At 66.3% G+C, this 25,042-nt stretch carries 19 protein-coding genes, 1 tRNA gene and 1 pseudogene; 4 read left to right on the top strand and 17 right to left on the bottom strand.

Features of this window, described 5'->3' with window-relative positions:
- Nucleotides 1-128: 128 nt before the first annotated feature.
- Nucleotides 129-1,052, top strand: coding sequence for a patatin-like phospholipase family protein (locus tag ACV22Z_RS09185; RefSeq protein ID WP_448076000.1), 924 nt, complete (start codon nucleotides 129-131; stop codon nucleotides 1,050-1,052).
- Between the two features lie 149 nt (nucleotides 1,053-1,201).
- On the opposite strand, the gene ACV22Z_RS09180 is transcribed toward ACV22Z_RS09185, so the two are convergent.
- The 11 genes from ACV22Z_RS09180 to ACV22Z_RS09130 form a co-directional block, all read right to left on the bottom strand.
- Complete coding sequence (locus tag ACV22Z_RS09180) at nucleotides 1,202-1,879, bottom strand: C40 family peptidase (protein WP_448075999.1); 678 nt, start codon at nucleotides 1,877-1,879, stop codon at nucleotides 1,202-1,204.
- Between the two features lie 128 nt (nucleotides 1,880-2,007).
- Entirely contained in the window at nucleotides 2,008-3,630 is a 1,623-nt protein-coding gene (locus ACV22Z_RS09175; RefSeq protein ID WP_448075998.1) for an ABC transporter ATP-binding protein, read from the bottom strand.
- Nucleotides 3,627-4,724, bottom strand: a complete 1,098-nt coding sequence (locus tag ACV22Z_RS09170) for an ABC transporter permease (RefSeq protein WP_448075997.1) — start codon at nucleotides 4,722-4,724, stop codon at nucleotides 3,627-3,629. The genes ACV22Z_RS09175 and ACV22Z_RS09170 overlap by 4 nt, the downstream gene beginning before the upstream one ends.
- A 66-nt stretch (nucleotides 4,725-4,790) precedes the next feature.
- A complete protein-coding gene (locus tag ACV22Z_RS09165) occupies nucleotides 4,791-5,834 on the bottom strand; it encodes a microcin C ABC transporter permease YejB (RefSeq protein WP_448075996.1) in 1,044 nt (347 codons plus the stop codon).
- A gap of 78 nt (nucleotides 5,835-5,912) precedes the next feature.
- On the bottom strand, nucleotides 5,913-7,805 hold the full coding sequence (locus ACV22Z_RS09160; RefSeq protein WP_448075995.1) for an extracellular solute-binding protein: 1,893 nt from the start codon (nucleotides 7,803-7,805) through the stop codon (nucleotides 5,913-5,915).
- Nucleotides 7,806-7,993: 188 nt separating this feature from the next.
- Complete coding sequence (locus ACV22Z_RS09155) at nucleotides 7,994-8,356, bottom strand: hypothetical protein (RefSeq protein WP_448075994.1); 363 nt, start codon at nucleotides 8,354-8,356, stop codon at nucleotides 7,994-7,996.
- A gap of 294 nt (nucleotides 8,357-8,650) precedes the next feature.
- Nucleotides 8,651-8,983: a cytochrome o ubiquinol oxidase subunit IV gene (gene cyoD, locus ACV22Z_RS09150; RefSeq protein WP_448075993.1), complete on the bottom strand. Its 333-nt coding sequence runs from the start codon at nucleotides 8,981-8,983 to the stop codon at nucleotides 8,651-8,653.
- Nucleotides 8,984-9,598: a cytochrome o ubiquinol oxidase subunit III gene (gene cyoC, locus ACV22Z_RS09145; RefSeq protein ID WP_448075992.1), complete on the bottom strand. Its 615-nt coding sequence runs from the start codon at nucleotides 9,596-9,598 to the stop codon at nucleotides 8,984-8,986.
- Nucleotides 9,598-11,604, bottom strand: coding sequence for a cytochrome o ubiquinol oxidase subunit I (cyoB, locus tag ACV22Z_RS09140; RefSeq protein ID WP_448075991.1), 2,007 nt, complete (start codon nucleotides 11,602-11,604; stop codon nucleotides 9,598-9,600). The genes cyoC and cyoB overlap by 1 nt, the downstream gene beginning before the upstream one ends.
- A 3-nt stretch (nucleotides 11,605-11,607) precedes the next feature.
- The gene (gene cyoA, locus ACV22Z_RS09135; RefSeq protein WP_448075990.1) at nucleotides 11,608-12,495 is read right to left on the bottom strand and encodes a ubiquinol oxidase subunit II; all 888 of its coding nucleotides are present in this window, start codon (nucleotides 12,493-12,495) and stop codon (nucleotides 11,608-11,610) included.
- Nucleotides 12,496-12,774: 279 nt separating this feature from the next.
- The gene (locus ACV22Z_RS09130) at nucleotides 12,775-14,304 is read right to left on the bottom strand and encodes a complex I subunit 4 family protein (protein WP_448075989.1); all 1,530 of its coding nucleotides are present in this window, start codon (nucleotides 14,302-14,304) and stop codon (nucleotides 12,775-12,777) included.
- 587 nt (nucleotides 14,305-14,891) lie between these two features.
- On the opposite strand from ACV22Z_RS09130, the gene ACV22Z_RS09125 reads away from it, so the two are divergent.
- Nucleotides 14,892-17,324 (top strand): mechanosensitive ion channel family protein, encoded by a 2,433-nt coding sequence (locus ACV22Z_RS09125; RefSeq protein ID WP_448075988.1) that lies wholly within the window; start codon nucleotides 14,892-14,894, stop codon nucleotides 17,322-17,324.
- 70 nt (nucleotides 17,325-17,394) lie between these two features.
- Here the strand turns inward: ACV22Z_RS09125 and ACV22Z_RS09120 are convergent.
- A tRNA-Ser gene (locus tag ACV22Z_RS09120) sits at nucleotides 17,395-17,488 on the bottom strand.
- 113 nt (nucleotides 17,489-17,601) lie between these two features.
- On the bottom strand, nucleotides 17,602-18,852 hold the full coding sequence (locus ACV22Z_RS09115; protein ID WP_448075987.1) for an aspartate kinase: 1,251 nt from the start codon (nucleotides 18,850-18,852) through the stop codon (nucleotides 17,602-17,604).
- Between ACV22Z_RS09115 and ACV22Z_RS09110 the strand changes: the two are divergent.
- Nucleotides 18,835-19,071, top strand: a pseudogene (locus ACV22Z_RS09110) (hypothetical protein); the annotation flags it as partial. The gene ACV22Z_RS09115 and the pseudogene ACV22Z_RS09110 sit on opposite strands and share 18 nt — an antisense overlap.
- 121 nt (nucleotides 19,072-19,192) lie before the next feature.
- On the opposite strand, the gene tilS reads toward ACV22Z_RS09110, so the two are convergent.
- From tilS to cysS, 4 genes are all read right to left on the bottom strand, one after another.
- Complete coding sequence (gene tilS, locus ACV22Z_RS09105; protein WP_448075986.1) at nucleotides 19,193-20,599, bottom strand: tRNA lysidine(34) synthetase TilS; 1,407 nt, start codon at nucleotides 20,597-20,599, stop codon at nucleotides 19,193-19,195.
- 49 nt (nucleotides 20,600-20,648) lie between these two features.
- Complete coding sequence (locus ACV22Z_RS09100; protein WP_006478433.1) at nucleotides 20,649-21,620, bottom strand: acetyl-CoA carboxylase carboxyltransferase subunit alpha; 972 nt, start codon at nucleotides 21,618-21,620, stop codon at nucleotides 20,649-20,651.
- A gap of 102 nt (nucleotides 21,621-21,722) precedes the next feature.
- The gene (locus ACV22Z_RS09095) at nucleotides 21,723-22,610 is read right to left on the bottom strand and encodes a DNA-3-methyladenine glycosylase family protein (protein ID WP_448075985.1); all 888 of its coding nucleotides are present in this window, start codon (nucleotides 22,608-22,610) and stop codon (nucleotides 21,723-21,725) included.
- A 43-nt stretch (nucleotides 22,611-22,653) separates the two neighbouring features.
- On the bottom strand, nucleotides 22,654-24,051 hold the full coding sequence (cysS, locus tag ACV22Z_RS09090) for a cysteine--tRNA ligase (RefSeq protein WP_448075984.1): 1,398 nt from the start codon (nucleotides 24,049-24,051) through the stop codon (nucleotides 22,654-22,656).
- A gap of 233 nt (nucleotides 24,052-24,284) precedes the next feature.
- Here cysS and ACV22Z_RS09085 point away from each other — a divergent pair, with 233 nt between their 5' ends.
- The gene (locus ACV22Z_RS09085; RefSeq protein WP_448075983.1) at nucleotides 24,285-25,007 is read left to right on the top strand and encodes a tetratricopeptide repeat protein; all 723 of its coding nucleotides are present in this window, start codon (nucleotides 24,285-24,287) and stop codon (nucleotides 25,005-25,007) included.
- Nucleotides 25,008-25,042 lie beyond the last annotated feature (35 nt).

The raw sequence follows: 25,042 nt of genomic DNA, 5'->3' as shown, positions 1-25,042 counted from the left end.
GCGCGCCGCGGCCGCCAGCCGGCGCGCACATCATAAAGTACGCGGCCGCGCGGAACCTGCCGCGCCGCCGCCCGGAACCTACCGCCGCGGCGGGCCCTCGCCCGCCGCCCGATGCTGGAGAACCTTCGATGTCGTCCCCTCGCCTGTCGCGCCGCCAGTTCACGATCGCGTGCGCTTCCGCCAGCCTCGCCGCCTGCACGTCGATGGGCGGCAAGAGCCGCCCCGACAATGCCACCACCCCGGCCCAGCCGAACGAGAGGCCGGTGAAGATCGGCATCGCGCTCGGCGGCGGCGCCGCGCGTGGCTTCGCGCACATCGGCGTGCTGAAGGGACTCGAGGCACGCGGCATCCCCGTCGAACTCGTCGCCGGCACGAGCGCGGGCTCGGTCGTCGGCGCGCTCTACGCGTCCGGCTTGAACGCGCTGCAGCTCAACAAGCTCGCGCTCGAAATGGACCAGGCCGCGATCAGCGACTGGGCGCTGCCGTTCCGCTCGCGCGGCCTGCTGCAGGGCGTCGCGCTGCAGAACTTCATCAACAAGTCGCTGAACAACCGGCCGATCGAGAAAATGGCGAAACCGCTCGGCATCGTCGCGACCGATCTGCAGAACGGCCAGCCGATCCTGTTCCAGCAGGGCAACACCGGCCTCGCGGTGCGCGCGTCGTGCAGCGTGCCGTCGGTGTTCGAACCGGTGAAGATCGGCAGCCGCGAGTACGTCGACGGCGGCCTCGTGAGCCCGGTGCCGGCGTCGTACGCGCGCAAGATGGGCGCGAACTTCGTGATCGCGGTCGACATCTCGGCGCGTCCGGACGGCGCGGCGACCAGCAACCCGATCGAGATGCTGCTGCAGACCTTCACGATCATGGGCCAGACGATCAAGACCTACGAACTTGAGAAATACGCCGACATCGTGATCCGCCCGAACCTCAACGCAATGGGCGGCAGCGACTTCAATCAGCGCAATGCGGCGATCCTCGCCGGCGAGGAAGCCGTCGCGCGCATCATGCCCGAGCTGCAGCGCAAGCTCGCGGCGGCCCGCACGGCAACCGCGTAAGCATTGCCCCGGCGGCTTGGGCACGCGCGCCTGCCGCGGCGCGCGCGTTAGCCGCTGGCCTGGACGGCGCGTCAACGACGCCCCAAAAGAAAAAACCCCGTCGCCTTTCGGGCGACAGGGTTCGATGGGATCCGACTGCCGGGGAACGCTCAGTTGCTGCCGTTGTTCGCCGCGTCGTCGCCGATCGTCGCGCGCACGCGCTGGCGCAGATCGTCGGCCTTCATCGGGAACTGCGACTCGATCCGGCGCGCGCCGGTGAAACGCTTTTCCCAGTAGCCGCTATCGAGATCGTCGACGCGAACGGTGCTGCCCGTCGACGGCGAGTGCACGAACTTGTTGTCGCCGATGTAGATGCCGACGTGCGAGAACGTGCGGCGCATCGTGTTGAAGAACACGAGATCGCCCGGCTTGAGGTTGCTCATGCTCACCTTCTCGCCGACACGGCTCATCTCTTCCGCGCGGCGCGGCAGCGACATGCCGAGCGTGTCCTGGAACACGTAGCGGACGAAGCCGCTGCAGTCGAGGCCCGAATCCGGCGAGTTGCCGCCCCAGCGGTAGCGCACGCCGATCATGTTCAGCGCGCCGACGACGACGTCGCCCGCCTTGCCCGCCATGCCGGCGAGGAACGACTTCGCGCCGCCGCTCGACGGCTGGGCACTGGTCTGCTGGACGGAGGAAGTCGACCCGATTTGAGTCGAATTCGTGACATTCTGGTTAAAACTGCTGACTTCGTCGGCGAACGCGCCGGGAGCTGCTGCGAACAGGGCGCCGATGAACAGCCCGGCGATGGTGCGCGCGCATGCCTGGGTCAGGGATCGATGCTGCATTGGTCGATGGAAAGTGCTTAAAAATCAGCTGATTGGCGGAAAATTTCGGTCGATAGTAGCCAGCGCGTAATCGTTTGTCAAAACAAATTAAAAAATACAATCGAGATAGTCAGACCATTGGACGCCTATCACGCTTTCCAGACCGCTTTCAACAGCTTTTGTGTGTAAGGATGTGACGGTTTGGTGAAGATGTCGGCGACGTCGCCCGACTCGACGATCACCCCGCCCTGCATCACCGCGACGCGGTGCGCCATCGCGCCGATCACCTCCAGGTCGTGGCTGATGAACACGTAGCCGAGGTTGTATTTCTGTTGCAAATTCGCGAGCAGCTTCAGCACCTGCTGCTGGATCGATACGTCGAGCGCCGACGTGGGCTCGTCGAGGATCAGGATCCTCGGCTCGAGCACGAGCGCGCGGGCGATCGCGATGCGCTGCCGCTGTCCGCCCGAGAACTCGTGCGGATAGCGGTGCATCACGGTGCGGTCGAGGCCGACCTCGCGCAGTACCGCAAGCGATTTCGTGCGCCGCGCGTCGGCCGACAGGTCCGGACGATGCAGCTCGAGCCCCTCGCCGACGATCCGCTCGATCGTGTGGCGCGGCGACAGCGAACTGAAGGGATCCTGAAATACGACCTGCATGTTCGAGCGCAGCGCAGTCTGCTCGCGGCCGCGATAGCTCGCCAGCGCGCGCCCCTGGAATTCGATCTCGCCGTGCGCTGTCTTCTGCAGCCCGAGCAGCGCCATCGCGAGCGTCGACTTGCCGGAACCGGACTCGCCGACGACGCCGAGCGTCTCGCCCTGCCGGACCGACACCGACACGTCCGCCACCGCCGTCACCGGCGCGGAGCGGAACCAGCCGGCGATGCCCGGCCGCTTGCGGGCGAACTGCACGGTCACGTGGCGCGCGTCGAGCAACACGGGCGCGATCGGCATCACCGGCACCACCGCGCGCTGCGGCCGGCTGTTCAGCAGCCGCTGCGTATACGGATGCTCGGGCGCCGCGAAGATCCGCTCGACCGGCCCGCTTTCGACGAGCCGCCCGCGCTCCATCACCGCGACGCGGTCGGCGAAGTGCCGCACGAGGTTCAGGTCGTGCGTGATCAGCAGGATCGCCATCCCGCGCTTTTCGGCTTCCTCGCGCTGCAGCTCGAGCAGCAGCTCGACGATCTGCGCGCGGATCGTCACGTCGAGCGCCGTGGTCGGCTCGTCAGCGAGCAACAGGCGCGGCCGGCATGCGAGCGCCATCGCGATCATCGCGCGCTGCCGCTGGCCGCCCGACAGCTGGTGCGGATAGCTGTCGACGCGCTTCTCCGGCTCGGCGATCCCGGTACGCTCGAGCAGCGCGATCGCCCGCTTGCGCGCCTCGGCGGCCGACACGCCGTCGTGCAGCACGATCGTCTCGCCGATCTGCGAGCCGATCGTATACAGCGGGTTGAGCGCCGTCATCGGCTCCTGGAAGATCATCGCGATGTCGGAGCCGCGCAGCCCGCGCATCTCACGCTCGCTGCACGCCGCGAGATCCCGGCCGGCAAAGCGGATCGTGCCGCCCACTTCCGCATCGTGCAGCAGCCGCAGGATCGACAGCGCGGTCACGCTCTTGCCCGACCCCGACTCGCCGACCAGCGCCACGCGCTCGCCGCGGCCGATCGCGAGCGTCACGTCCTCGACCGCGACCGTGTCGCCGAAACGCACCTGCAGCCGCTCGAGCGACAGCAGCGGCTCGTCCGGCAGCGGCATCGTCGGCGCGCTCATCGCTGGCCTCCCGCCGCCTGCACGGCGTCGGCCATCCGCGTGTCGAGCGCATTGCGCAGCGCGTCGCCCATGAAGGTCAGCAGCAGCAGCGTCGTAACCAGCACGCCGAATGTCGACAGCGAGATCCACCAGGCATCGAGGTTGCCCTTGCCCTGCGCGAGCAGCTCGCCGAGGCTCGGCGTCGGCGGCGGCACGCCGAGCCCGAGGAAGTCGAGGCTCGTGAGCGCGAGGATCGCGCCGCTCATCCGGAACGGCAGGAAGGTGATCACCGGCGTCAGGCTGTTCGGCAGCACGTGGCGCCAGATGATCTGCCAGCTCGACAGCCCCATCGCGCGCGCCGCGCGCACATAGTCCTGCGTGCGGTTGCGCAGGAACTCGGCGCGCACGTAGTCGGCAAGCCCGATCCAGCCGAACAGCGACAGCAGCACGATCAGCAGCAGGAAGCTCGGCTCGAAGATCGACGCGAAGATGATCAGCAGGTACAGCTCCGGCAGCGAACTCCAGATCTCGATCAGGCGCTGCCCGACGATGTCGATGCGGCCGCCGAAGAAGCCCTGCACTGCGCCCGCGGCGATCCCGAGGATCGTGCCGATCAGCGTCAGGACCAGCCCGAACTCGACCGACACGCGGAACCCGTAGACGAGCCGCGCGAGCAGGTCGCGCCCCTGCGCGTCGGTGCCGAGCCAGTTCTCGCGCGACGGCGGCGCGGGGTTCGGCACGGTCGAGAAGTAGTTCAGCGTGTCGTAGTGGTAGCGGTTCGGCGGATACACGACGAAGTTGCCGGGCGCCTCGAGGCGCTTGCGGACATACGGATCGAGGTAGTCGGCCGGCGTCGGGAAGTCGCCGCCGAAGGTCGTCTCCGGATACGCGTGGAACATCGGGAAGTAGTAGTGGCCGTCGTAGCGCACGACGAGCGGCTTGTCGTTCGACCACAGCGGCGCGGCGAGGCTCACCGCGAACGCGACGACGAAGATCACGAAGCTCCAGTAGCCGAGGCGCTGCTGCGTGAAGCGCCGCCACACGCGGCGCGCGGGCGACGGCGACACGCGTGCGCGCGCGGCGTCGAGGCGGGACGACACGGCGGCCTGGCTCATGCGTGCCCTCCGCGGGCGTTCTCGCCGAATCGCTGCCGGCGAAGCGCGTGGTGGCGTTGTTTCAAGTCAGCGCTCCAGGTGTTCGAATTGAATGCGCGGGTCGACCCACACGTAGCACAGATCGGAGATCAGCTTGGTCGCAAGCCCGATCAGCGTAAACAGATACAGCGTGCCGAGCACGACCGGGTAATCCCGCCGTACGACCGATTCGTACGACAGCAGCCCGAGGCCGTCGAGCGAGAACAGCGTCTCGATCAGCAGGCTGCCGGTGAAGAACGCGCCGATGAACGCGGCCGGGAACCCGACGATGAGCGGCAGCATCGCGTTGCGGAACACGTGCTTCCACAGCACGGTCCGCTCGGCGAGCCCCTTTGCACGCGCGGTCAGCACGTATTGCCGGCGGATCTCGTCGAGGAACGCGTTTTTCGTCAGCATCGTGATGACCGCGAAGCTGCCGACGACCGACGCGGTGATCGGCAGCGCGATGTGCCACAGATAGTCGAGGATCTTGCCGAGGGTCGACAGCCCGGCGAAGTTGTCCGACGTGAGCCCGCGCAGCGGAAACAGCTGCCAGAACGACCCGCCGCCGAACAGCACGAGCAGCAGCACGCCAAGCACGAAGCCCGGAATCGCATAGCCGACGAGCACGACGAGGCTCGTCGCGACGTCGAACGGCGAGCCGTTGCGCACCGCCTTCGCGATGCCGAGCGGCACCGAGATCAGGTAAGTGAGAAAGAAGGTCCAGAGCCCGATGCTGATCGACACCGGCAGCTTCTGCACGATCAGCGACCACACGCTCTGGTGGCGGAAGTAGCTGTCGCCGAGATCGAAGCGCGCGAAGCGCTTCAGCATCAGCACGTAGCGTTCGAGCGGCGGCTTGTCGAAGCCGTACAGCGCCTTCAGCTGCGCGATCTGCTGCGGATCGACGCCCGTATGCGCGCGCATCCCGAACGGTACCGCGCCCTGCTCGGTCGCCCCCTTGCGCAATTCCTGCACGGCCTGTTCGACGGGGCCGCCCGGCACGAACTGGATCACGACGAACGTCAGCGTCAGCACGCCGACGAGCGTCGGGATCATCAGCAGCAGGCGTTTGAGGATATAGCTCCACATAGGCGTCGACTCGCGATCGAAAGGCAAACAGGCAACGATTGGACGAAGGCCGGCCCGGCCGGCAAGCGCGCGCCGCGCTCAACCGCCCGGCTTGACCCACCAGGTCGACACGACCCAGCCCTCCGCCGAATAGTACAGCGGCAGCGTCTGCGGATACGCGAGCGTGCGCTTGTACGCAATCCGGTGCGTCGCGCTGTACCACTGCGGGACCGCGTAGTAGCCGTGCATCAGCACGCGGTCGAGCGCATGGGTCGCGTCGAGCAGCTGTTCGCGGGTCTGCGCGGCCGCGAGCGCCTGCAGCAGCGTATCGACGGCCGGCGACTTGAGCCCGATGACGTTGTCGGAGCCCTGCTCGTCCGCGAACTTGCTGCCGAAGCGGGCGAACTGCTCGGCGCCCGGCACCTGCACGCCCGGATAGCGGATCGTCGTCAGGTCGTAGTCGAACGCGTCGAGACGCTTCTGCAGCAGCGCGTAGTCGGCAGTGCGAAAGCGTGCGTCGATGCCGAGCTTCGCGAGGTTGCGCTGGTACGCGATTACGACCGGCTCGAACGCGGAGCCCGCGTCGTCGAGGATCTCGAACGTGAACGGCTCGCCCTTCCCGTTGCGCAGCGCGCCGTCGCGATACGTCCAGCCGGCCTGCGCGAGCAGCGCGCGCGCCTTCAGCAGGTTCGCGCGCAGCGAGTCGGGCGGGTTCGTGTTCGGCTGCACGACCATCGGGCCGAACACCGCCGGGTCGAGCTGCGCGCGCAGCGGCTCGAGCAGCTTCAGCTCGCCCGGGCCCGGCATGCCGGTCGCCTGCAGGTCGGTGTCGGCGAAATAGCTGTCGAGGCGCGTGTACGCGCTGTAGAACAGCTGGCGGTTCAACCATTCGAAGTCGAACGCGAGATCGAGCGCCTGGCGCACCCGCACGTCGCGAAACAGCGGCCGGCGCAGATTGATCATGAAGCCCTGCATGCCCGCGCCGTTGTGCTGCCGGAACTCGCGCTTGATCAGCTCGCCGCTGTCGAAGCGCTTGCCGACGTCGCGCCGCGCCCAGTTGCGCGCGATGTATTCGACGAGCACGTCGTATTCGCCCGCCTTGAACGCCTCGAGCCTCGCGACGCCGTCGCCATACAGCTTGTAGACGATGTGGTCGAAGTTGTTGGTGCCGACCCGCACCGGCAGGTCGGCGCCCCAGTACGCGGGGTTGCGCCGGTACGTGATCGTCCGGCCGTTGTCGTAGCGCTCGATCAGGTACGGGCCGCTGCCGATTGGCTGCTCGAACGCGAGCTGGTCGAACGGAATCCGCGTGCCGTCCGCGCGCAGCCCCCATTTGCGCGAGAACACCGGCACGCCGCCCGCGATCAGCGGCAGCTCGCGGTTGTGCTGGCGGAATTCGAAGCGCACCGTCGCCGGGTCGACGATCACCGCGCGCGTGATGTCGGCGAAGTACGCGCCGAACTGCGGGGCCGCCTGCTTGCTCTTCAGCGTGTCGAACGAGTACTTGACGTCCGCCGCCGTCACCGGATCGCCGTTCGAAAAGCGCGCGCGCGGGTTCAGGTGGAACGTGGCCGACAGGCCGTCCGGCGCCACGGCGATGTCGTCGGCCAGCAGCCCGTACGCGGAGGCCGGCTCGTCCGAGCTGCCGGTCGCCAGGCTTTCGAACAGCACCTCGATGCCGGGCGCGACGTTGCCGCGCATCGTATACGGGTTGAACTTGTCGAACGACGTGAGCCGGCTCGGATTCGCGAGCACGAGCGTGCCGCCCTTCGGCGCGTCCGGATTCACGTAGTCGAAATGCTTGAAGCCCGGCGGATACTTCGGCTCGCCGTACTGGGCGATCGCATAGGCTGCATGCGCGGCGGTCGCGGCAAACAAGGTGAACGCGGCCTGCGTGAGCAGCACGGCCGCGACGCGGCCGGCGGCCCGCACGGCGCTCGCTGCGCCGGAACGGGCGCGCGCGGCGGCGGCCCGGGGCGAACCCTTCGTCATAGAGGCCCTGTCGGTCGATTGAGAGTGGCGATGTGCGAGGATTCTACCCATTCAAAAGGGGTTGCAGGCGGTCGCGCCGCCCGGACGCCCCCGCAAAACCGGCGAACATCCGGCGAACATTCGGCGCGCGCAAGAAAAAACCGCCCCGAAGGGCGGCTTTCCTCATCGGCACGCGACGCGCGTGACGATCAATGCCAGTCGCGGTGGCCGCGATCGTGATCCCAATGGCCTCGGTCGTGATCCCAGCCGCCGCGATCGCGGTCCCAGCCGCCATGACGGCGATACCACTCGTCGCGGCCCCAGTAGCGGCGACCGTCCCAGTATCGATCGCCGTGCCAGCCGATCACGATCGCCGGCGCCGGCGCGACATACACCGGCGCAGGCTGGTAGACGACCGGCGGCGGCGGCGGCGCATACACCGGCGCGGGCGCGACGTAGACCGGTGCCGGCACGCCGACGTTGATCCCGACATTGACACCCGCCATTGCTGCGCCCGACACGAGCAAGGCTGTGACTCCGGTCATGAGCGAGGCAATACGCAAGGTCTTCATGGATTCCTCTTCTGGTTGTTTCGTGGGTGATTCGACTATAGCGGCATGCGGCGCGCCTGCATATTTCCACTTTGTAAGAACTGATGCGCGGAATCGCAACGCGGACGCGCTGCTAACGTCTTGTAACATTCGGCGCCGCCGGGGCCGCATGATACGCGGCCGGAGGCCACCCGCCGGCCTACGCGGCCCCCGCGTGCGCCGACCGGCTCGCGCGCCTGCAACACGAAAAAAAAGCGGCACCTGCGTGCCGCTTCTTTCGTCGTCCGCGATGCAGGACGCGTCCCGCGATGCCGCTCAGCGCGACATCATGTTCATGCTGACGTTGTGCATCACCCACATCGTGCCGACGATCAGGATCGCCGCCGTCAGCACCGTGTAGCTGAACGCCATCACGTTCCAGCGCTGCCCCGACGAGCCGTTCATGTGCAGGAAGTACACGAGATGCACGACGATCTGCACGAACGCGAGCACCGCGAGCGCGACGAGCGATGCGTGCGGCGACAGCACGCCGCCCAGCACGAGCCCGAACGACGCGGCCGTGAGCACGACCGACAGGATGAACCCGGCGACGTAGCCGCCGACGCTGCCGTGCCCTTCTTCAAGTTGAGACGAATGCGAATGGGCCATTTAGATCACGCTCGCGAGATAGACAAAGGAAAACACGCAGATCCACACGATGTCGAGGAAGTGCCAGAAGAGGCTCAGGCACGTCAGGCGCCGGATGTCGCGATCGGTCAGTTCGTGGCGGCTGAGGATCTGTGCGGCTAGCACGATCATCCACACGAGACCCGCGGTCACGTGCAGCCCGTGCGTGCCGACCAGCGTGAAGAACGCCGACAGGAACGCGCTGCGCTGCGGGCCCGCGCCTTCCGCGATCAGGTGCGAGAACTCGCGCAGTTCCATCGCGAGGAACGCCGCGCCGAGCACGAACGTCACCGCGAGCCACACGAGCGTCGCGCCGCGCTTGCCGCGGTGCGCGCCGAGCATCGCGAAGCCGTACGTGATGCTCGACAGCAGCAGCGCCGCCGTCTCGACCGCGACGCCCGGAATGTCGAACAGGTCCTTCGCGGTCGGCCCGCCTGCGAACTGGTGGCCGAGCACCGCGAATGTCGCGAACAGCGCCGCGAAAATCACGCAGTCGGTCATCAGGTACAGCCAGAAACCGAACACCGAATGCGACGGCGGATGATCGTCCGCGTGATCGTGCACGTGCAGGTTCACGTCCAGGGTTTTCTGCAACATCAGTTGGCCTCCAGTTCCACGTCGTCGACGCGCGCGGCCACGCGCGTCTTGCCTTGCTTCTCTTCGGCCCGCCGCACGGTCGACGCGGGGATGTAATAGCCGTCGTTGTCACGCGAGCTGTAGATCACGAGCGTCGCGACGATGCCGACCAGCCCTGCGATCGCGAGCCACCAGATGTGCCACACCAGCGCGAAGCCGAGCACGAGGCTGAAGATCCCGATCACGAGGCCCGCGCACGTGTTCGACGGCATGTGGATGTCGCGGAACGTTGCCGGATTCGGCCGGCCGTCGCCACGCGCCTTCATGTCCGCGTACGCATCGAGCGCACGCACCTTCGGAATCACCGCGAAGTTGTAATCCGGCGGCGGCGAGCTCGTCGCCCATTCGAGCGTGCGGCCGCCCCACGGATCGCCCGTCGTGTCGCGGTACTGCGGCAGATTGCGGTTGCGGATGCTGACGACGAGCTGCAGCAGCTGGCAGCCGATGCCGATCGCGATCAGCACCGCGCCGAACGCAGCGACCAGCAGCCACGGATGCCAGGCCGGGTTGTCGTAGTGGTTCAGGCGGCGCGTCATGCCCATGAAGCCGAGCACGTACAGCGGCACGAACGCGACATAGAAGCCGACCTGCCAGAACCAGAACGCCGCCTTGCCGAGCTTCTCGTTCAGCTTGAAGCCGAACGCCTTCGGGAACCAGTAGTTGAAGCCCGCGAGATAGCCGAACAGCACGCCGCCGATGATCACGTTATGGAAGTGCGCGATCAGGAACAGGCTGTTGTGCAGCACGAAGTCCGCACCGGGGATCGCCATCATCACGCCCGTCATGCCGCCGAGCGTGAACGTCACCATGAAGCCGATCGTCCACAGCACCGGCGTCGTGAATTCGATCCGGCCGCGGTACATCGTAAACAGCCAGTTGAACACCTTCACGCCGGTCGGGATCGCGATGATCATCGTCATGATCCCGAAGAACGCGTTCACGTTCGCGCCCGAGCCCATCGTGAAGAAGTGATGCAGCCACACGAGGAACGACAGCACCATGATCGCGCAGGTCGCGTAGACCATCGTCTTGTAGCCGAACAGCGGCTTCTTCGCGAACGTCGCGATCACTTCCGAGAAGATGCCGAACGCCGGCAGGATCAGGATGTACACCTCCGGATGCCCCCACGCCCAGATCAGGTTCAGGTACAGCATCGCGTTGCCGCCGGCATCGTTCGTGAAGAAGTGCATGCCGAGGTACCGGTCGAGGCCGAGCAGCGCGAGCGTCGCGGTCAGAATCGGGAACGACGCCATGATCAGCACGTTCGTGCACAGTGCCGTCCACGTGAACACCGGCATCTTCATCAGCGACATGCCCGGCGCGCGCATCTTGATGATCGTCACGAAGAAGTTCACGCCCGTCAGCAGCGTGCCGACGCCGGAAATCTGCAGTGCCCACAGGTAATAGTCGACGCCGACGCCCGGGCTGAACTGCAGCTCCGACAGCGGCGGATACGCGAGCCAGCCCGTCTGCGCGAACTCGCCGATCACGAGCGACACGTTGATCAGGATCGCGCTGACTGCCGTCATCCAGAAGCTCAGCGAGTTGATGAACGGGAATGCGACGTCGCGCGCGCCGATCTGCAGCGGCACGATCAGGTTCATCAGGCCGACCATGAACACCATCGCCATGAAGAAGATCATGATCACGCCGTGCGCGGTGAAGATCTGGTCATAGTGGTGCGGCGGCAGGAAACCGGGCGCGTTGTACGAGAGCGCGAGCTGCAGGCGCATCATGATCGCGTCCGCGAAGCCGCGCAGCAGCATGATGAATGCGACGATGATGTACATCACGCCGAGTCTCTTGTGGTCGACTGTCGTCAGCCACTCGGTCCACAGCCATTTCCACCGGCCGGTGATCGTCAGCGCGGCGAGAATGCCCAGCACGACGAGCCCCATGAAGGCGCCCGCCCCCATGATGATGGGCTGATCGAACGGGATCGCCGAAAGTGTCAGTTTGCCGAACATGCGTTATCCCTTCGTTCCGCAGGCGGCGTCCTTCAGGTCGAGGACGTGGCCATCGTTGTATTTCGCGATGATGTTGTGAAAGAGGCGCGGATCGACCGACGAGAAGTAGCGCACGGGCGCCTTCTCGCTCGGCTGCGCGACCGTGCCGTATGCCGTCATGTCGAGCCGGTCCGACGATGCCTTCACCTTCTGCACCCACGCGTCGAACTGCTCGCGCGGCTCGGCGAGCGTGCGGAACTTCATGTCGGAGAAGCCGCGGCCGCTGAAGTTCGCGGATGTACCGGCATAGTCGCCCGCCTCGTCGGCGATCAGGTGCAGGCGCGTCTGCATGCCGGCCATCGCGTAAACCTGGCCGCCGAGCTGCGGGATGAAGAACGAGTTCATCACCGAGTCGGACGTGATGCGGAAATTCACCGGCGTGCCGACCGGAATCGCGAGCTGGTTGACCGACGCGATGCCGAGCTCCGGATAGATGAACAGCCACTTCCAGTCGAGCGCGACGACTTCGACGTCGATCGGCTTGACCGACGATTCGAGCGGCTTGTACGGGTCGAGCTCGTGCGTGGTCTTCCACGTGAGCACGCCGAGGAACAGGATGATCAGCGTCGGCACGGTCCAGATCACGACCTCGATCGCGGTCGAGTGCGACCACTCCGGCGCATAGGTCGCGTTGCGGTTCGATGCGCGATAGCGCCACGCAAAGTACAGCGTGAGCAGGATCACCGGCACGACGACGATCAGCATCGCCCACGTCGAGGTCGCAATCAGCGATTTCTCCGCAGCGCCAATGCTTCCTTTCGGGTTTAGTACGTCTAAATTACATCCTGAAAGGCTCAATGCCGCGCCCACTGAAAGCAGCGCCGACAAGCCCCTTGAAGCTCTTCTTTTCATCACACAGCCTGATCGTCATTGAATCCGTTGCGTACGCCCGATGCACCTTCGATCCACGAAAGTGCCCGAATCATACGGCGAGCGGATTGTATGAAAATCAGTCAATGAGGAAAATCATCATTGCAGAATCTGGCCTGAGTCAGATTGTCGCGGGGTGCGCGGCACATGCGCGCGCAGGCCCGCCGCAGCGGGCAGCGTATCCGGAAAGGATGCGCGCGCAACCGTCCGCACGCGGCATGCCGAGTGCGGCGCATCGTGCGCGCTCAGCAGCGGTCCGCCTTAGTCGTGCGCGGACGCCATGTAGGCCGGCTGCGCGGGCGCAACACCGTCCCCTGCCGGCACCTTCGATTGGTCGGCTTCGGCGACCAGGCGCGCGACCGTCGGATCGATCGCGTCGGTGAACGGCTTCGGATAGAGGCCGACCATCAGCACGACAAACGCGAGCGACGCGAATATCACGCTCTCGCGGCGGCTCAGATCGGCAAGCTGCGCGATGCGCGGGTTCGCGATCTTGCCGAACACCACGCGCTTGAGCATCCACAGCGTGTACGACGCGCTCAAGATCAGCGTCAGCGCGGCCAGCGCGCCGATCCAGAAGTTGACGCGGATCGCGCCCATGATGACCATGAACTCGCCGACGAAACCCGACGTGCCCGGCAGCCCGATGTTCGCCATCGCAAACAGCAGCGCGAACGTCGCGAAACGCGGCATCACGCTCGCGACACCGCCGTACTCGGCGATCGCACGGGTTTTCGTTCTGTCGGCCAGCACGCTCACGCAGAGCAGCATCGCGCCGGCGACGAAGCCGTACGACACGAGCTGCACGATCGCGCCCTCGACGCCGATCCGGTTGAACAGGAACAGGCCGAGCGTGACGATCCCCATGTGCGCGACCGTCGAATATGCAAGCAGCTTCGCGAGATCGGTCTGCGCGAGCGCGAGCAGGCTCGCGTAGACGATCGCAAACAGCGACAGCGCGATCACCGCCGGCGCGAAGAAATGGCTCGCATCCGGCGTGATCGGCAGCGCGAATCGCAGGAAACCGTAGCCGCCGAGCTTCAGCATGCCGAGCATCAGCGCGGCGCCCGTCGGGCCGTCCGAGTAGACGTCGCGCAGCCACGTATGCACCGGCCACATCGGCACCTTGACCGCGAATGCCGCAAAGAAGCCGAGGAACACCAGCAGCTGCGGCGCGAAGCCGAGCTGCAGCGTGCGCCACACGCTCATGTCGAACGTGTGCGACTTCGCGTACAGGTACAGCATCGCCATCAGCAGCAGCAGCGAACCCGCGAACGAGATGAAGAAGAACTTCACCGCCGCGTACACGCGGTTTTCACGGCCCCACGTGCCGATCAGCAGGTACAGCGGAATCAGCGTCGCCTCGAAGAAGATGAAGAACAGCAGGCCGTCCTGCGCCGCGAACACGCCGACCATCAGTCCCGACAGGATCAGGAACGACGCGAGATATTGCGCGGTGCGCACCGTGACCGACTCCCACGATGCGATCACGATCACGAGCGTGGTGAAGGCGGTCAGTACGACGAGCCACAGCGACGCGCCGTCGATCCCGAGGCGCCAGCCCGAATTGAATGCGGCGAGCCAGTCGCGGTGCTCGACGAACTGCAGCGCGGCCGAATGCGCGTCGAAGCCCGCGACGAGCGGCACGACGGCCGCGAAACCCGCAATCGCGCCTGCAAGCGCAATCAGCCGCGTGCGGCGCGGATGACGGTCGGAACCGGCACGCAACAGGCACGCGCCGAACAGGATCGGAACCCAGATTGCCAGGCTCAGATAGGGGAAATCATGCATGTCAGTCAAGCCTTGAGAGTGTCGCGCACTGGATCGGGGGCAGGCACGACGAAAGGAACGAAAGATAATCGACAGGTAGATTTCGTGGATCGCCGGTGTCGGGAGAATGTAAAGCTGCATCAAGCAAAAGCTTGACGCAGCACAAGTGTCACCGGGTTAACGAGCATAAAGCGGCTGAATATTTTCTGCAGCGCAGCAATGCAATGTTTTTGCGAAGCGATGTCAGTCGCATGATTTTTATATGTAATTTTGTGTCATCAACGCGTGTGCGCCCACTCGTTCGTCGGTGCAATGCCGCATTTTTGACGCGCCCGGCCGTCGACGCCCATCCGATGGCATCGCGCACCATTTGCCTGATCGCTGCTTGCGATGGCCAGCATTGCTTACAATCATTCTTACGATTCAATGTCGGTTGCACCGCCCGAGCAAACGGCGCCCCTCCCCCTCCTCGCACTTTCATCAGGCGCAGACGCGCTCGACGCGCGAATGCGTCGCGCGGAACTATTCGGCGCCGGCCGCAATCAAGTTAACCATCCACCGCACTCCTCGACGGGCCACCGCCCTGGCGCGCGCCCGCATGTCAAGCCATGCGACACCTCCTGCTCGGCTCGCTGCTCGCCATCGTCGTCATCGCCGCCCACGCGGCGCCACCCGCTCCGGCCGGCGCGTCGGCCACCACCGGCACCGTGCCTGCGCTGACGCCGCAGCAGGCGCAACAGGCGCTCACGGTGCTCGAGAATCCGCACGAGCGCGCACAGGTCGAAACGACGTTGCGCGCGATCGCCGCCGCCGGCGCATTGAGCACGCCGACGATACCGACGAATGCGGCGGCGCCGGCAAGCGCCGCATCGACGGCCGCGACGCCGGCCGCGCTGACGTCGAACGGTCTCGCGTCGATGCTCGTCCGTCAGGGTTCGCGCTGGGCAACGGAAATCGGCAGCGCGCTGAGCGAGTCGCTGCATTCGCTGCTCGACGTCGGCTCGGTCGTCAACTGGTGGCGCAACGTGCTGGTCCGCGCCGACGAACGCGCCGCTCTCGTGCATGCGCTGTCGATCATCGTCGCCGTGCTGCTGCCCGCGTTCGTCGTCGAGTGGCTCACGACGCGGCTGCTGCGACGCACGCTGACCGCACTGGCCGCGCGTCGCGCCGGACGCGCCGCATCGGGGCCGCAAGCGTCCGACGACGATCCGGACGAGGCCGACACGTCGCCGCCACAGGATTCCCCCGAATGGGTGCCGGCGTCGTTGCGGGGACGCGGCCATGCGCGGCTTCATCGCACGCTGCTGTACCGGATGCCGCGCGCAAGCGTCAGCCTGCTGCTGCGTGCGGCGCCGTTGCTCGTCTTCGTCGGCGCCGCGAGCCTGACCACGTCGCTGCTCGCCGCCAGCGGCACGCCAGCCGAGACCGCGCTCGAATCGCTGATCGACATTTACGTGATCTGCCGCCTGATCGCGATCGTCAGCCGGCTGTTCTTCCAGCCCGATGCGCCGCAATTGCGCCTGCTGCATATCAGCGACCGGTGGGCAGGCTTCGCGCAGCGCTCGATCCACCGGATCGTGCTGGCCGTCGGCGGCAGCACGGCCGCTGTCGAGATCGCAGCGAACTTCGGCCTCAGCGAAGCGGGCCATGTCGCGCTGCTGAAGACTGTCGCGCTAGTCGGCCATCTGATGATGTCGCTGCTGATCCTCCAGTGCAGCCGCCCTGTCGCCGCGCGGATCCGCGCGCGCTGTGCGGGCCGGCCGTCGCTCGCGGTCGCCGGCAATGCACTCGCGGACGCGTGGGCGCCCGCGGCGATATTCGTCGTGATGGCGCTGTGGTTCGTGTGGGCGCTCGACGTCCACCACGGCTACCGCGTGCTGGTCACGCTCGGCGGACGCTCGATCGCCGCGATGATCGGCATGCGGATCGTGTCGATCTTCGTGTTCGGCGCGCTCGCGCGCCTGTTCCAGCGCGACGACGACAGCACGCTCGTCCATCGCCACGCGTACCGCTACTACCCGCTGCTGCGGCAAGCGGTGTCGGCCATCCTCGGCCTCGTGACGATCGTGCTGCTGTTGCAGATCTGGGGCGTCCCGGTGTTCCACGCGTTCGAGTCCGGCACGGTCGGTCACCGTCTCGCGTCGGCGCTCGCAACGATCGCGATCGCCGCCGTCATCGCACTCGTCGCCTGGGAAGCGGCGAACATCGCGATCGAACGCCGCCTGCAGCAATGGACCCGCGACGGCAGCCTGATGCGCGCGGCGCGGCTGCGCACGCTGCTGCCGATGATCCGCTCGCTGCTGTTCGTGCTGATTGCGCTGGTCGTCGTGATGACGGGTCTGAGCGAGCTCGGCGTGAACGTCGGGCCGCTTCTCGCGGGTGCCAGCATCTTCGGCGTCGCGCTCGGCTTCGGCTCGCAAAAGCTCGTGCAGGACTTCATCACCGGCATCTTCCTGCTGATGGAGAACGCGATGCAGGTCGGCGACTGGGTCACGCTTGCCGGCGTGTCAGGTACAGTCGAGTACCTGTCGATCCGCACGGTGCGGCTGCGCGCCGGCGACGGCTCGCTGCACACCGTGCCGTTCAGTTCGGTGACGACCGTCAACAACACGAATCGCGGGCTCGGCAACGCGGCCGTCAAGGTCAGCATCGCGTATGGCGGAGACATCGATCGCGCGGTCGCGACGCTGAAGGAAATCGGCGCCGCGTTGCGCGAGGATCCGAAGTACCGCGACGGCATCCTGTCGGATTTCAGCTACTGGGGCGTCGACCAGGTCGACGGCGCGACGATCGCGCTGAGCGGGCAGATGCAGTGCACGGACACGACGCGCTGGGGCGTGCAGCGCGAATTCAACCGGCGGATCGCCGATACGTTCCGCGAGCGCGGCATCCGGATCGCGAATCCGCAGCGCAGCCTGGTCGCCTATGAGGACGACATGCGGCGCAACGACGACGGCGACAGCGACAGAGACAGCGACGTCGCAGCCGACATCGCGAACGCGCCGCCGAGGCCCGACACGCGGCCGCAAAGGCCCAACTGACAGAAATGACGGACCGGAAAAAGAAAAGCCCCGCAAGTCCGAGAACTTGCGGGGCTTGTTCCGCCACTTCTGGCGGAGACGGAGGGATTCGAACCCTCGATCCAGGTTTTGGCCCAGATGCTCCCTTAGCAGGGGAGTGCCTTCGACCTCTCGGCCACGTCTCCCAAACTTTCGCTCGCACCAGGGAGGCAGTGCGACGAGAACGAAATAATATAGGGTTTCGAACCGCGCGTCAATTTCCGTGATGCATTTTCTTCAACGCATCACGAAAATTTCGTCATGCCTGGTCGAGTTCGAATGCCTTGTGCAGCGCGCGGACGGCCAGCTCCATGTATTTCTCGTCGATCAGCACCGAAATCTTGATTTCGGACGTCGAGATCATCTGGATGTTGATGCCCTCTTCCGACAGCGTGCGGAACATCTTGCTCGCGACACCGACGTGCGAACGCATGCCGACGCCGACGACCGACACCTTCGACACCTTCGGGTCGCCCTGCACCTGCTCGGCGCTCACGTGACCCTTTACCTGGTTGGTCAGGATGTCCATCGCCTTCTGGTAGTCGCCACGGCCGACCGTGAACGTGAAGTCCGTCTTGCCCTGCACGCTCTGGTTCTGGATGATCATGTCGACGTCGATGTTCGCGTCGGCGACCGGGCCAAGGATCTGATATGCGATGCCCGGCTTGTCGGGCACGCCCATCACCGCAATGCGTGCTTCGTCGCGCTGGAACGCGATGCCGGAAATGACTGCCTTTTCCATGGTCTCGTCTTCTTCAAAAGTAATCAGGGTGCCCGAGCGCATTTCTTCGTCGAGCGCAATCAGCGGATCGGTCAGGCTCGACAGCACACGCGTCTTCACCTGGAATTTGCCGGCGAATTCGACCGAGCGGATCTGCAGGACCTTCGAGCCGAGGCTCGCCATTTCCAGCATTTCCTCGAACGTCACGCGATCGAGGCGGCGCGCCTCTTCGACGACGCGCGGATCGGTCGTGTAGACGCCATCGACGTCCGTGTAGATCAGGCACTCTTCGGCGCCGAGCGCCGCTGCGACCGCCACCGCCGACGTGTCCGAGCCGCCGCGGCCGAGCGTCGTGATGTGGCCGTCCGGATCAACGCCCTGGAAGCCCGTGATGATCACGACCTTGCCGGCGTTCAGATCCGCCTTCACGCGCTCGTCGTCGATCGAGTGGATGCGCGCTTTCGTGAACGCGCTGTCGGTCTTGATCGGCACTTGCCAGCCGGCATAGCTCACGGCCTCGACGCCGATTTCCTGCAGCGCGATCGACAGCAGGCCGACGCTGACCTGCTCGCCGGTCGACGCGATCATGTCGAGCTCACGCGGGCTCGGCTGGCTCGAAATCTCTTTCGCGAGACCGAGCAGACGGTTGGTTTCGCCGGACATCGCGGACGGCACGACCACCAGCTGGTGCCCGGCCTGATGCCATTTTGCGACGCGTTTCGCGACGTTCTTGATGCGCTCGACCGAGCCCATCGAAGTGCCGCCGTATTTATGTACGATGAGTGCCATTGTCGTTCTGAACTGGAGAAGAGGCCGCACGGGCGCGCTGGGCAGGCCGCATTGCCGTTCGGTCACGCGGCTTGTGGCTGTGGACGGACGACGAGGAGAACGGCTGGGACGCAGCACGCGGACGTGACGGATTTGCCCGGTAGGCGGATCAGGCCGCGCAAACCGGGTACGTCACGCGGAAAACCTGCACAAAATGCTCAAAAATCGAGCCGAGCAAACGACCGAGCGTACCCGATCAACGCCCGATTGACAAGCCGCAAGCCGCGTCGGCGCACGTTCCGGCGCCGTTTACCAAATGGTGAAAATCAGCGCGGCATCGTCGCGCGCCATCATGTCCGCATTACGCGATCAGCAGATCCGGACGCCATTCGATCCGGCGCCATATGCCGCCGCCGGACGCGCGGTCGTCGCGATTGACGCCGAGCCGCGGCACGAACAGCAGGCGGTCGCCCGCGAACAGCAGCGGCACGTCGCGCTGCCATGCCGGCACGCCGCGCTCCTGGAACAGGTTCTTCAGCGTGCGGCCGGGCCCGCCCGGCGCCGCGCGCATCCGTTCGCCGCCCGCGCGGGCGCGCGCGACGAGCGGCGCGGCGCGCAGCACGGCCTCGGGCACCGCATCGGCGTCGCCCGCCGAAGCCGGCGCGAACACGTACGTGCCGCGCCACGCGGGCAGATGCCAGACCTCCTGCCCGTCCCACGCACACGTACACTCGGGACGCGGCGTCGCGCTGCCGTCGTCGGGCGGCTCGGCACTGTCGCCGACCTCCCAGTAAACGACGTCGCGGTACAGCCGCAGGCACTGGCCCGCATGATCGACGCGCAGCGCATGCGCGACTTGCGTGGCGCGCAGTTGCCGCATCATGTTCGCGAGCCGTGCCGCAGACGCGCCCGGCAGGCCGAGCGAGCGCATCCAGAAACGCAGCAGGTTTGCGCCGCGCGTGTCGTCGAGCGCGACCAGCGCATCGCGCGACAGTGCGCGCCCGTCGTCGCGCGCAGCGCCGGCGAAATCCAGTTCGGCCAGATCGTCGAGCAGCCGCTGCGCCGCCGCTGCGTGTTGCGCGGCACGGCCGAGCGCATCGCGAAAGCCGGGAAAATGCACGGCGAGCGCAGGCAGCACGTCGAGGCGCAGCGCGTTGCGCGCGTAGCGCGTGTCGCGGTTCGATTCGTCGTCGATCCACGCGATGCCGCGCTCGGATGCATAGCGCTCGAGCTGCGCGCGCAGCAGGCGCAGCAGCGGGCGCACGCGTTCGACATGCGCCGCCGCCGGCCGATAGCGCGGCGCCATCGCCGCGATCCCGGCAATGCCGGCGCCGCGCAACAGTTGCAGCAGCACCGTTTCGGCCTGGTCGTCGGCGTGCTGCGCGAGCCACAGCACGGCTGCGCCATGCCGCTCGCACATTGCGTCGAGCGCCGCATAGCGGCTTTCCCGCGCACTCGCCTCGATGCCCGTGCCGCTGTCGCGCGGCACGTCGACGCGCATCGAATCGAATGCGACGCCGAGCTTCGCGGCGGCCGCTTCGGCATGCGCGGCCCACGCGTCGGCGTTCGCGCTCAGCCCGTGATGCACGTGCAGCGCGACGCAGCGCGCCGCGCCCGCGACGCGCACGGCGGCGTCGAGCAGTACCGACGAGTCGAGACCGCCGCTGTATGCGACCGCGATGCGCGCGCCGGCCGGTACGTCGGCAAGCGCAGTGCCGACGGCGTCGAGCACGACGCGGTCGGCAGAATATTCGCTCGGGGGAATCACGATGAGACGGCGCGCCGGGCGGCGCGTGTCGATGAACGCACGCCGCGCGTCACGCGCCCGGCGTGGTTTCCTTGAACTTGCCGTAGGCCATCAAGCGCTCGAAGCGGCGCTCGCGCAGCGCGTCGATGCTCATGCCCTGGAACTGGCGCAGCGAATCGGCGAGCGCACGGCGCAGCAGCGCGGCCATGCCCTTCGGGTCGCGGTGCGCGCCGCCGAGCGGCTCGTTGATGATCTTGTCGATCAGGCCGAGCGCCTTCAGGCGATGCGCGGTCAGGCCCAGCGCCTCGGCCGCCTCGGGCGCCTTCGCGGCGCTCTTCCAAAGGATCGACGCGCAGCCTTCCGGCGAGATCACCGAATAGGTCGAGAACTGCAGCATCATCACGGTATCGGCCACCGCGATCGCGAGCGCGCCACCCGAACCGCCCTCGCCGATCACCGTCGTGATGATCGGCGTCTTCAGCTCGGCCATCACGTACAGGTTGCGGCCGATCGCCTCCGACTGGCCGCGTTCTTCCGCACCGATGCCCGGATACGCGCCCGGCGTATCGACAAACGTGAAGATCGGGAGCCCGAATTTCTCGGCCAGCCGCATCAGGCGCTCGGCCTTGCGATAGCCTTCGGGACGCGGCATGCCGAAATTGCGCGCCGCGCGCTCCTTCGTGTCGCGGCCCTTCTGGTGGCCGATCACCATGCACGGATGACCGCCGAAGCGCGCGAGGCCGCCGACGATCGACAGGTCGTCCGCGAATGCGCGGTCGCCGTGCAGCTCGTGAAAATCGGTAAACAGTTCCGCGACGTAGTCGAGCGTGTAAGGACGCTGCGGATGCCGCGCGATCTGCGACACCTGCCACGGCGACAGGTTCGCGTACAGGTCCTTCGTCAGTTGCTGGCTCTTCTTCGACAGCCGCTCGATTTCTTCCGAAATATCGACAGCCGAGTCGTCCTGCACGAATCGCAGCTCTTCGATCTTGGCCTCGAGTTCGGCGATCGGCTGTTCGAAATCCAGAAACGTGGTCTTCATGTGTTCGAATCCTTGGGTCTTGCGGCAGCGCGTATTCTACCCGCGCGGGCGACGCTCAAAACCGGCTCTCAACTATTGATGTTTAAAATTCGATAGCCCGGCTCATTCACCGGCATCCAGCGAGTCGAGGCTGCGCCACATGTACCAGGTGGCGACGGTGCGCCACGGCTCCCAGTTGGCCGCCACTTCCCGCGCCTCGCTGCGCGTGACCGGCTCCCCGCTGAAATAATTGACGCTGATCGCGCGGATCAGGCCCGGATCGTCGAGCGGCAGCACGTCCGGCCGCGACAGGTTGAAGATCAGGAACATCTCCGCGGTCCAGCGGCTGATGCCGCGAATCTGCGTGAGTTCCGCGATCACGTCCTCGTCGTCCATCGACGTCCATTTGTCGACGTGCAGCGCACCCGACACGAAGTGCTGCGCGAGATCGAGAATATATTCCGTCTTTCGCTTCGACAGCCCGCATGCGATCAGTTTCTCGGAACCGAGCTTGATCACTTGCTGTGGCGCAAGCTTCGGGCAAGCAGCCTCGATCCGCCCCCATACCGACTGCGCGGACGCGACGGAAATCTGCTGGCCGACCACCGAGCGCGCAAGCGTGACGAACGGATCGCCGCGCTTGACGAGATGCGCGGGACCGAATTTCGGGATCAGCTTCTTCATGATGCGGTCGCGCTTGACGAGATCGGCACATGCCTTGTCCCAGTAAGCGGGACGCACGACGACGTCGACGCCGTCGAACTCCGTCACTTCGGATGCACGCGCCTTGCGGCCCGCCGCATCGGCCGCCGGCACCGCGCCATCGGGTCGCGCCGCCTCGGCGCCCTTCGCGCGCGCCGGCTTGACCGCCGGCGGCTGCGCATGACCGTCGAGCGCGCCGTTCGGCACGGCGCGCTTCGCGTCCGCTCTCGCCGTCGGCGCACGCTTGGCTGCCGGACGCGCGGCGACCGGGGTCGCGCGCCTGACCGGCGCTTTTCTGGCCGTTGCCATCTTGCCTCCTACCTGACGAATCGGTCAGTGGAACGCGTTGCGCTCATACGCGACGCCATTCGGTCGATCCGCCCGGTTTGTCTTCAAGCGCGATACCGGCCTCGAGCAGCTCCGCCCGGATCCGGTCCGCTTCGGCATAATCCTTCGCCTGCTTCGCCGCGCCACGCGCGACGATCTTCGCTTCGATCTCGTCGGCCGTGAAACCGCCTTCCTGCGCGGCACCTGCTGCCTGCTGCAGGAACGCGCGCGGCTCGCGGCCGAGCAATCCCATGAGGCCTGCCAGCTGCTTCAGCTGGCGCGCCAGCGCCGCGTCGCGCGTGCGGTTCACTTCGCCGGCCAGCTCGAACAGCGTCGCCACCGCAACCGGCGTGTTGAAGTCGTCGTTCATCGCGGCCGCGAAGCGCTGCGCATGCGGTTCGTTCCAGTCGAGCGCGAGCGTATCCGGCTCGACGTCCTTCAGCGCGGTATAGAGACGCGTCAGCGACGCGCGCGCATCGTCGAGATGCACATCGCTGTAGTTGAGCGGCGACCGGTAGTGCGTGCGCACGATGAAGAAGCGCATGACCTCGGCGTCGTACTGCGCGAGGACTTCGCGGATCGTGAAGAAGTTGCCGAGCGATTTCGACATCTTCTCGTTGTCGACCTGCACGAAGCCGTTGTGCATCCAGTAATTGACGAACGTCTGGCCGGTCGCGCCCTCGCTCTGCGCGATCTCGTTCTCGTGATGCGGGAATTGCAGGTCCTGCCCGCCGCCGTGGATGTCGAAATGATCGCCGAGCAGCGTGCAGCCCATCGCCGAGCACTCGATGTGCCAGCCCGGACGGCCCGCGCCGTACTTCGAGTCCCACGACGTGCCTTCCGGATCTTCCGGCTTCGCGCGCTTCCACAGCACGAAATCGAGCGGATCTTCCTTCGCGTCGTTCGCGGCGACGCGCTCGCCTGCGCGCAGGTCGTCGAGCGACTTGCCCGACAGCTTCCCGTAGTTCGCGAACTTGCGCACCGAATAATTGACGTCGCCGTCCGTCGCCTGATATGCGTAGCCGTTCGCCTCGAGCTGCTCGATCATCCCGAGCATCTGCGGAATGAAGCGCGTCGCGCGCGGCTCGATGTCCGGCCGCTGGATGCCCAGCGCATCTTCGTCCGCATGCATCGCGTCGATGAAGCGGTCCGTCAGCGACTTGATCGTCTCGCCGTTCTCGACCGCGCGGCGGATGATCTTGTCGTCGATGTCGGTGATGTTGCGCACGTACGTGACCCGGAATCCGATCGCACGCAGCCAGCGCTGAACGAGGTCGAACACGACCAGCATGCGCGCGTGGCCCACGTGACAATAGTCGTAGACGGTGATCCCGCATACGTACATCCGCACTTCGCCGGGCTGGCGCGGCACGAAAACTTGCTTGTCACGCGCGAGCGTGTTGTAGATGCGCAGTGATTCCATAGAGATGAACGTGAGCCGAAGGAAACCGCCCTGGCGAGGCTCGCCCTGCATGCGACACGACCGGGATATCGCTGCGGCGCCGTGCCGCGCGTCCTCGTATCACATGGGGCGGTCAGGCTGCAAGCACAGCGGTGACGGCCACGAGAGGCAAAAAGAAAGACTGCCTGCGGCTCGCCGGAACGCGCAGACGTTTTGTTAGAATGGCTCGGAGTATAACATTCCGATTTACGCCTATGAAATCTCCTCGCGGCCGCGCGCCGAGCGCTGCGACCCTCGTTGCGACCGCCGTCATGGGCGTCGCGCTGACGTTCCTGCCGGCCGCCGCGGCCCACGCGCAGAAGGCCCCGCCTTCCGCCGACGGCACGCCCGAGATCGATGCATCGATCACCGGCAAGCAGTGGAAGCAGGCGCTCGCGCAACTCGATGCACGCATCGCCGCGAACCCGCACGACGTGCAGGCGCAGTTCAAGCGCGGCACCGTGCTCGTGCGCCTGAACCGCGACGACGATGCGATCCAGCAGTTCGTCGCGATCACGCAGGCGTACCCCGAACTGCCCGAGCCGTACAACAACCTCGCGGCGCTCTATGCGAAGCACGGCCGCTACGACGAAGCGCGCGCCGCGCTCGTCACCGCGACGCAAGCGAACCCGAGCTACGCGCTCGCCTACGAGAACCTCGGCGACCTGTACCTGCGCCTCGCGGCAGAATCGTACAAGCGCGCGCAATCGCTCGGCCGCACGAGCGGCGCGACTGCGCAGCGCCTCGCCGATCTGCAGAAGATCGTCTCGCCGCCGAAACCCGCACCGGGCACGCGCGCCGCGGCACCGTCGACGCCCGACTACGCAGCCCGTGCGGCCGCGAGCGTCAGCACCACCACGCTGCCGCTGTCGCCGACGTTCCAGTTCGGCGGCCCGTCCGGCGCGATGGCGGCGCCCTACGTCGCGCCGTCGCAATAAGATCAGCGACACGCGTCACTTCACCCATCCAACCA

The organism is Burkholderia sp. PU8-34 (genome assembly GCF_053427725.1).
Note: the sequence above shows the minus strand (reverse complement) of the source record. Positions and strands in the feature narration are given on the sequence as shown.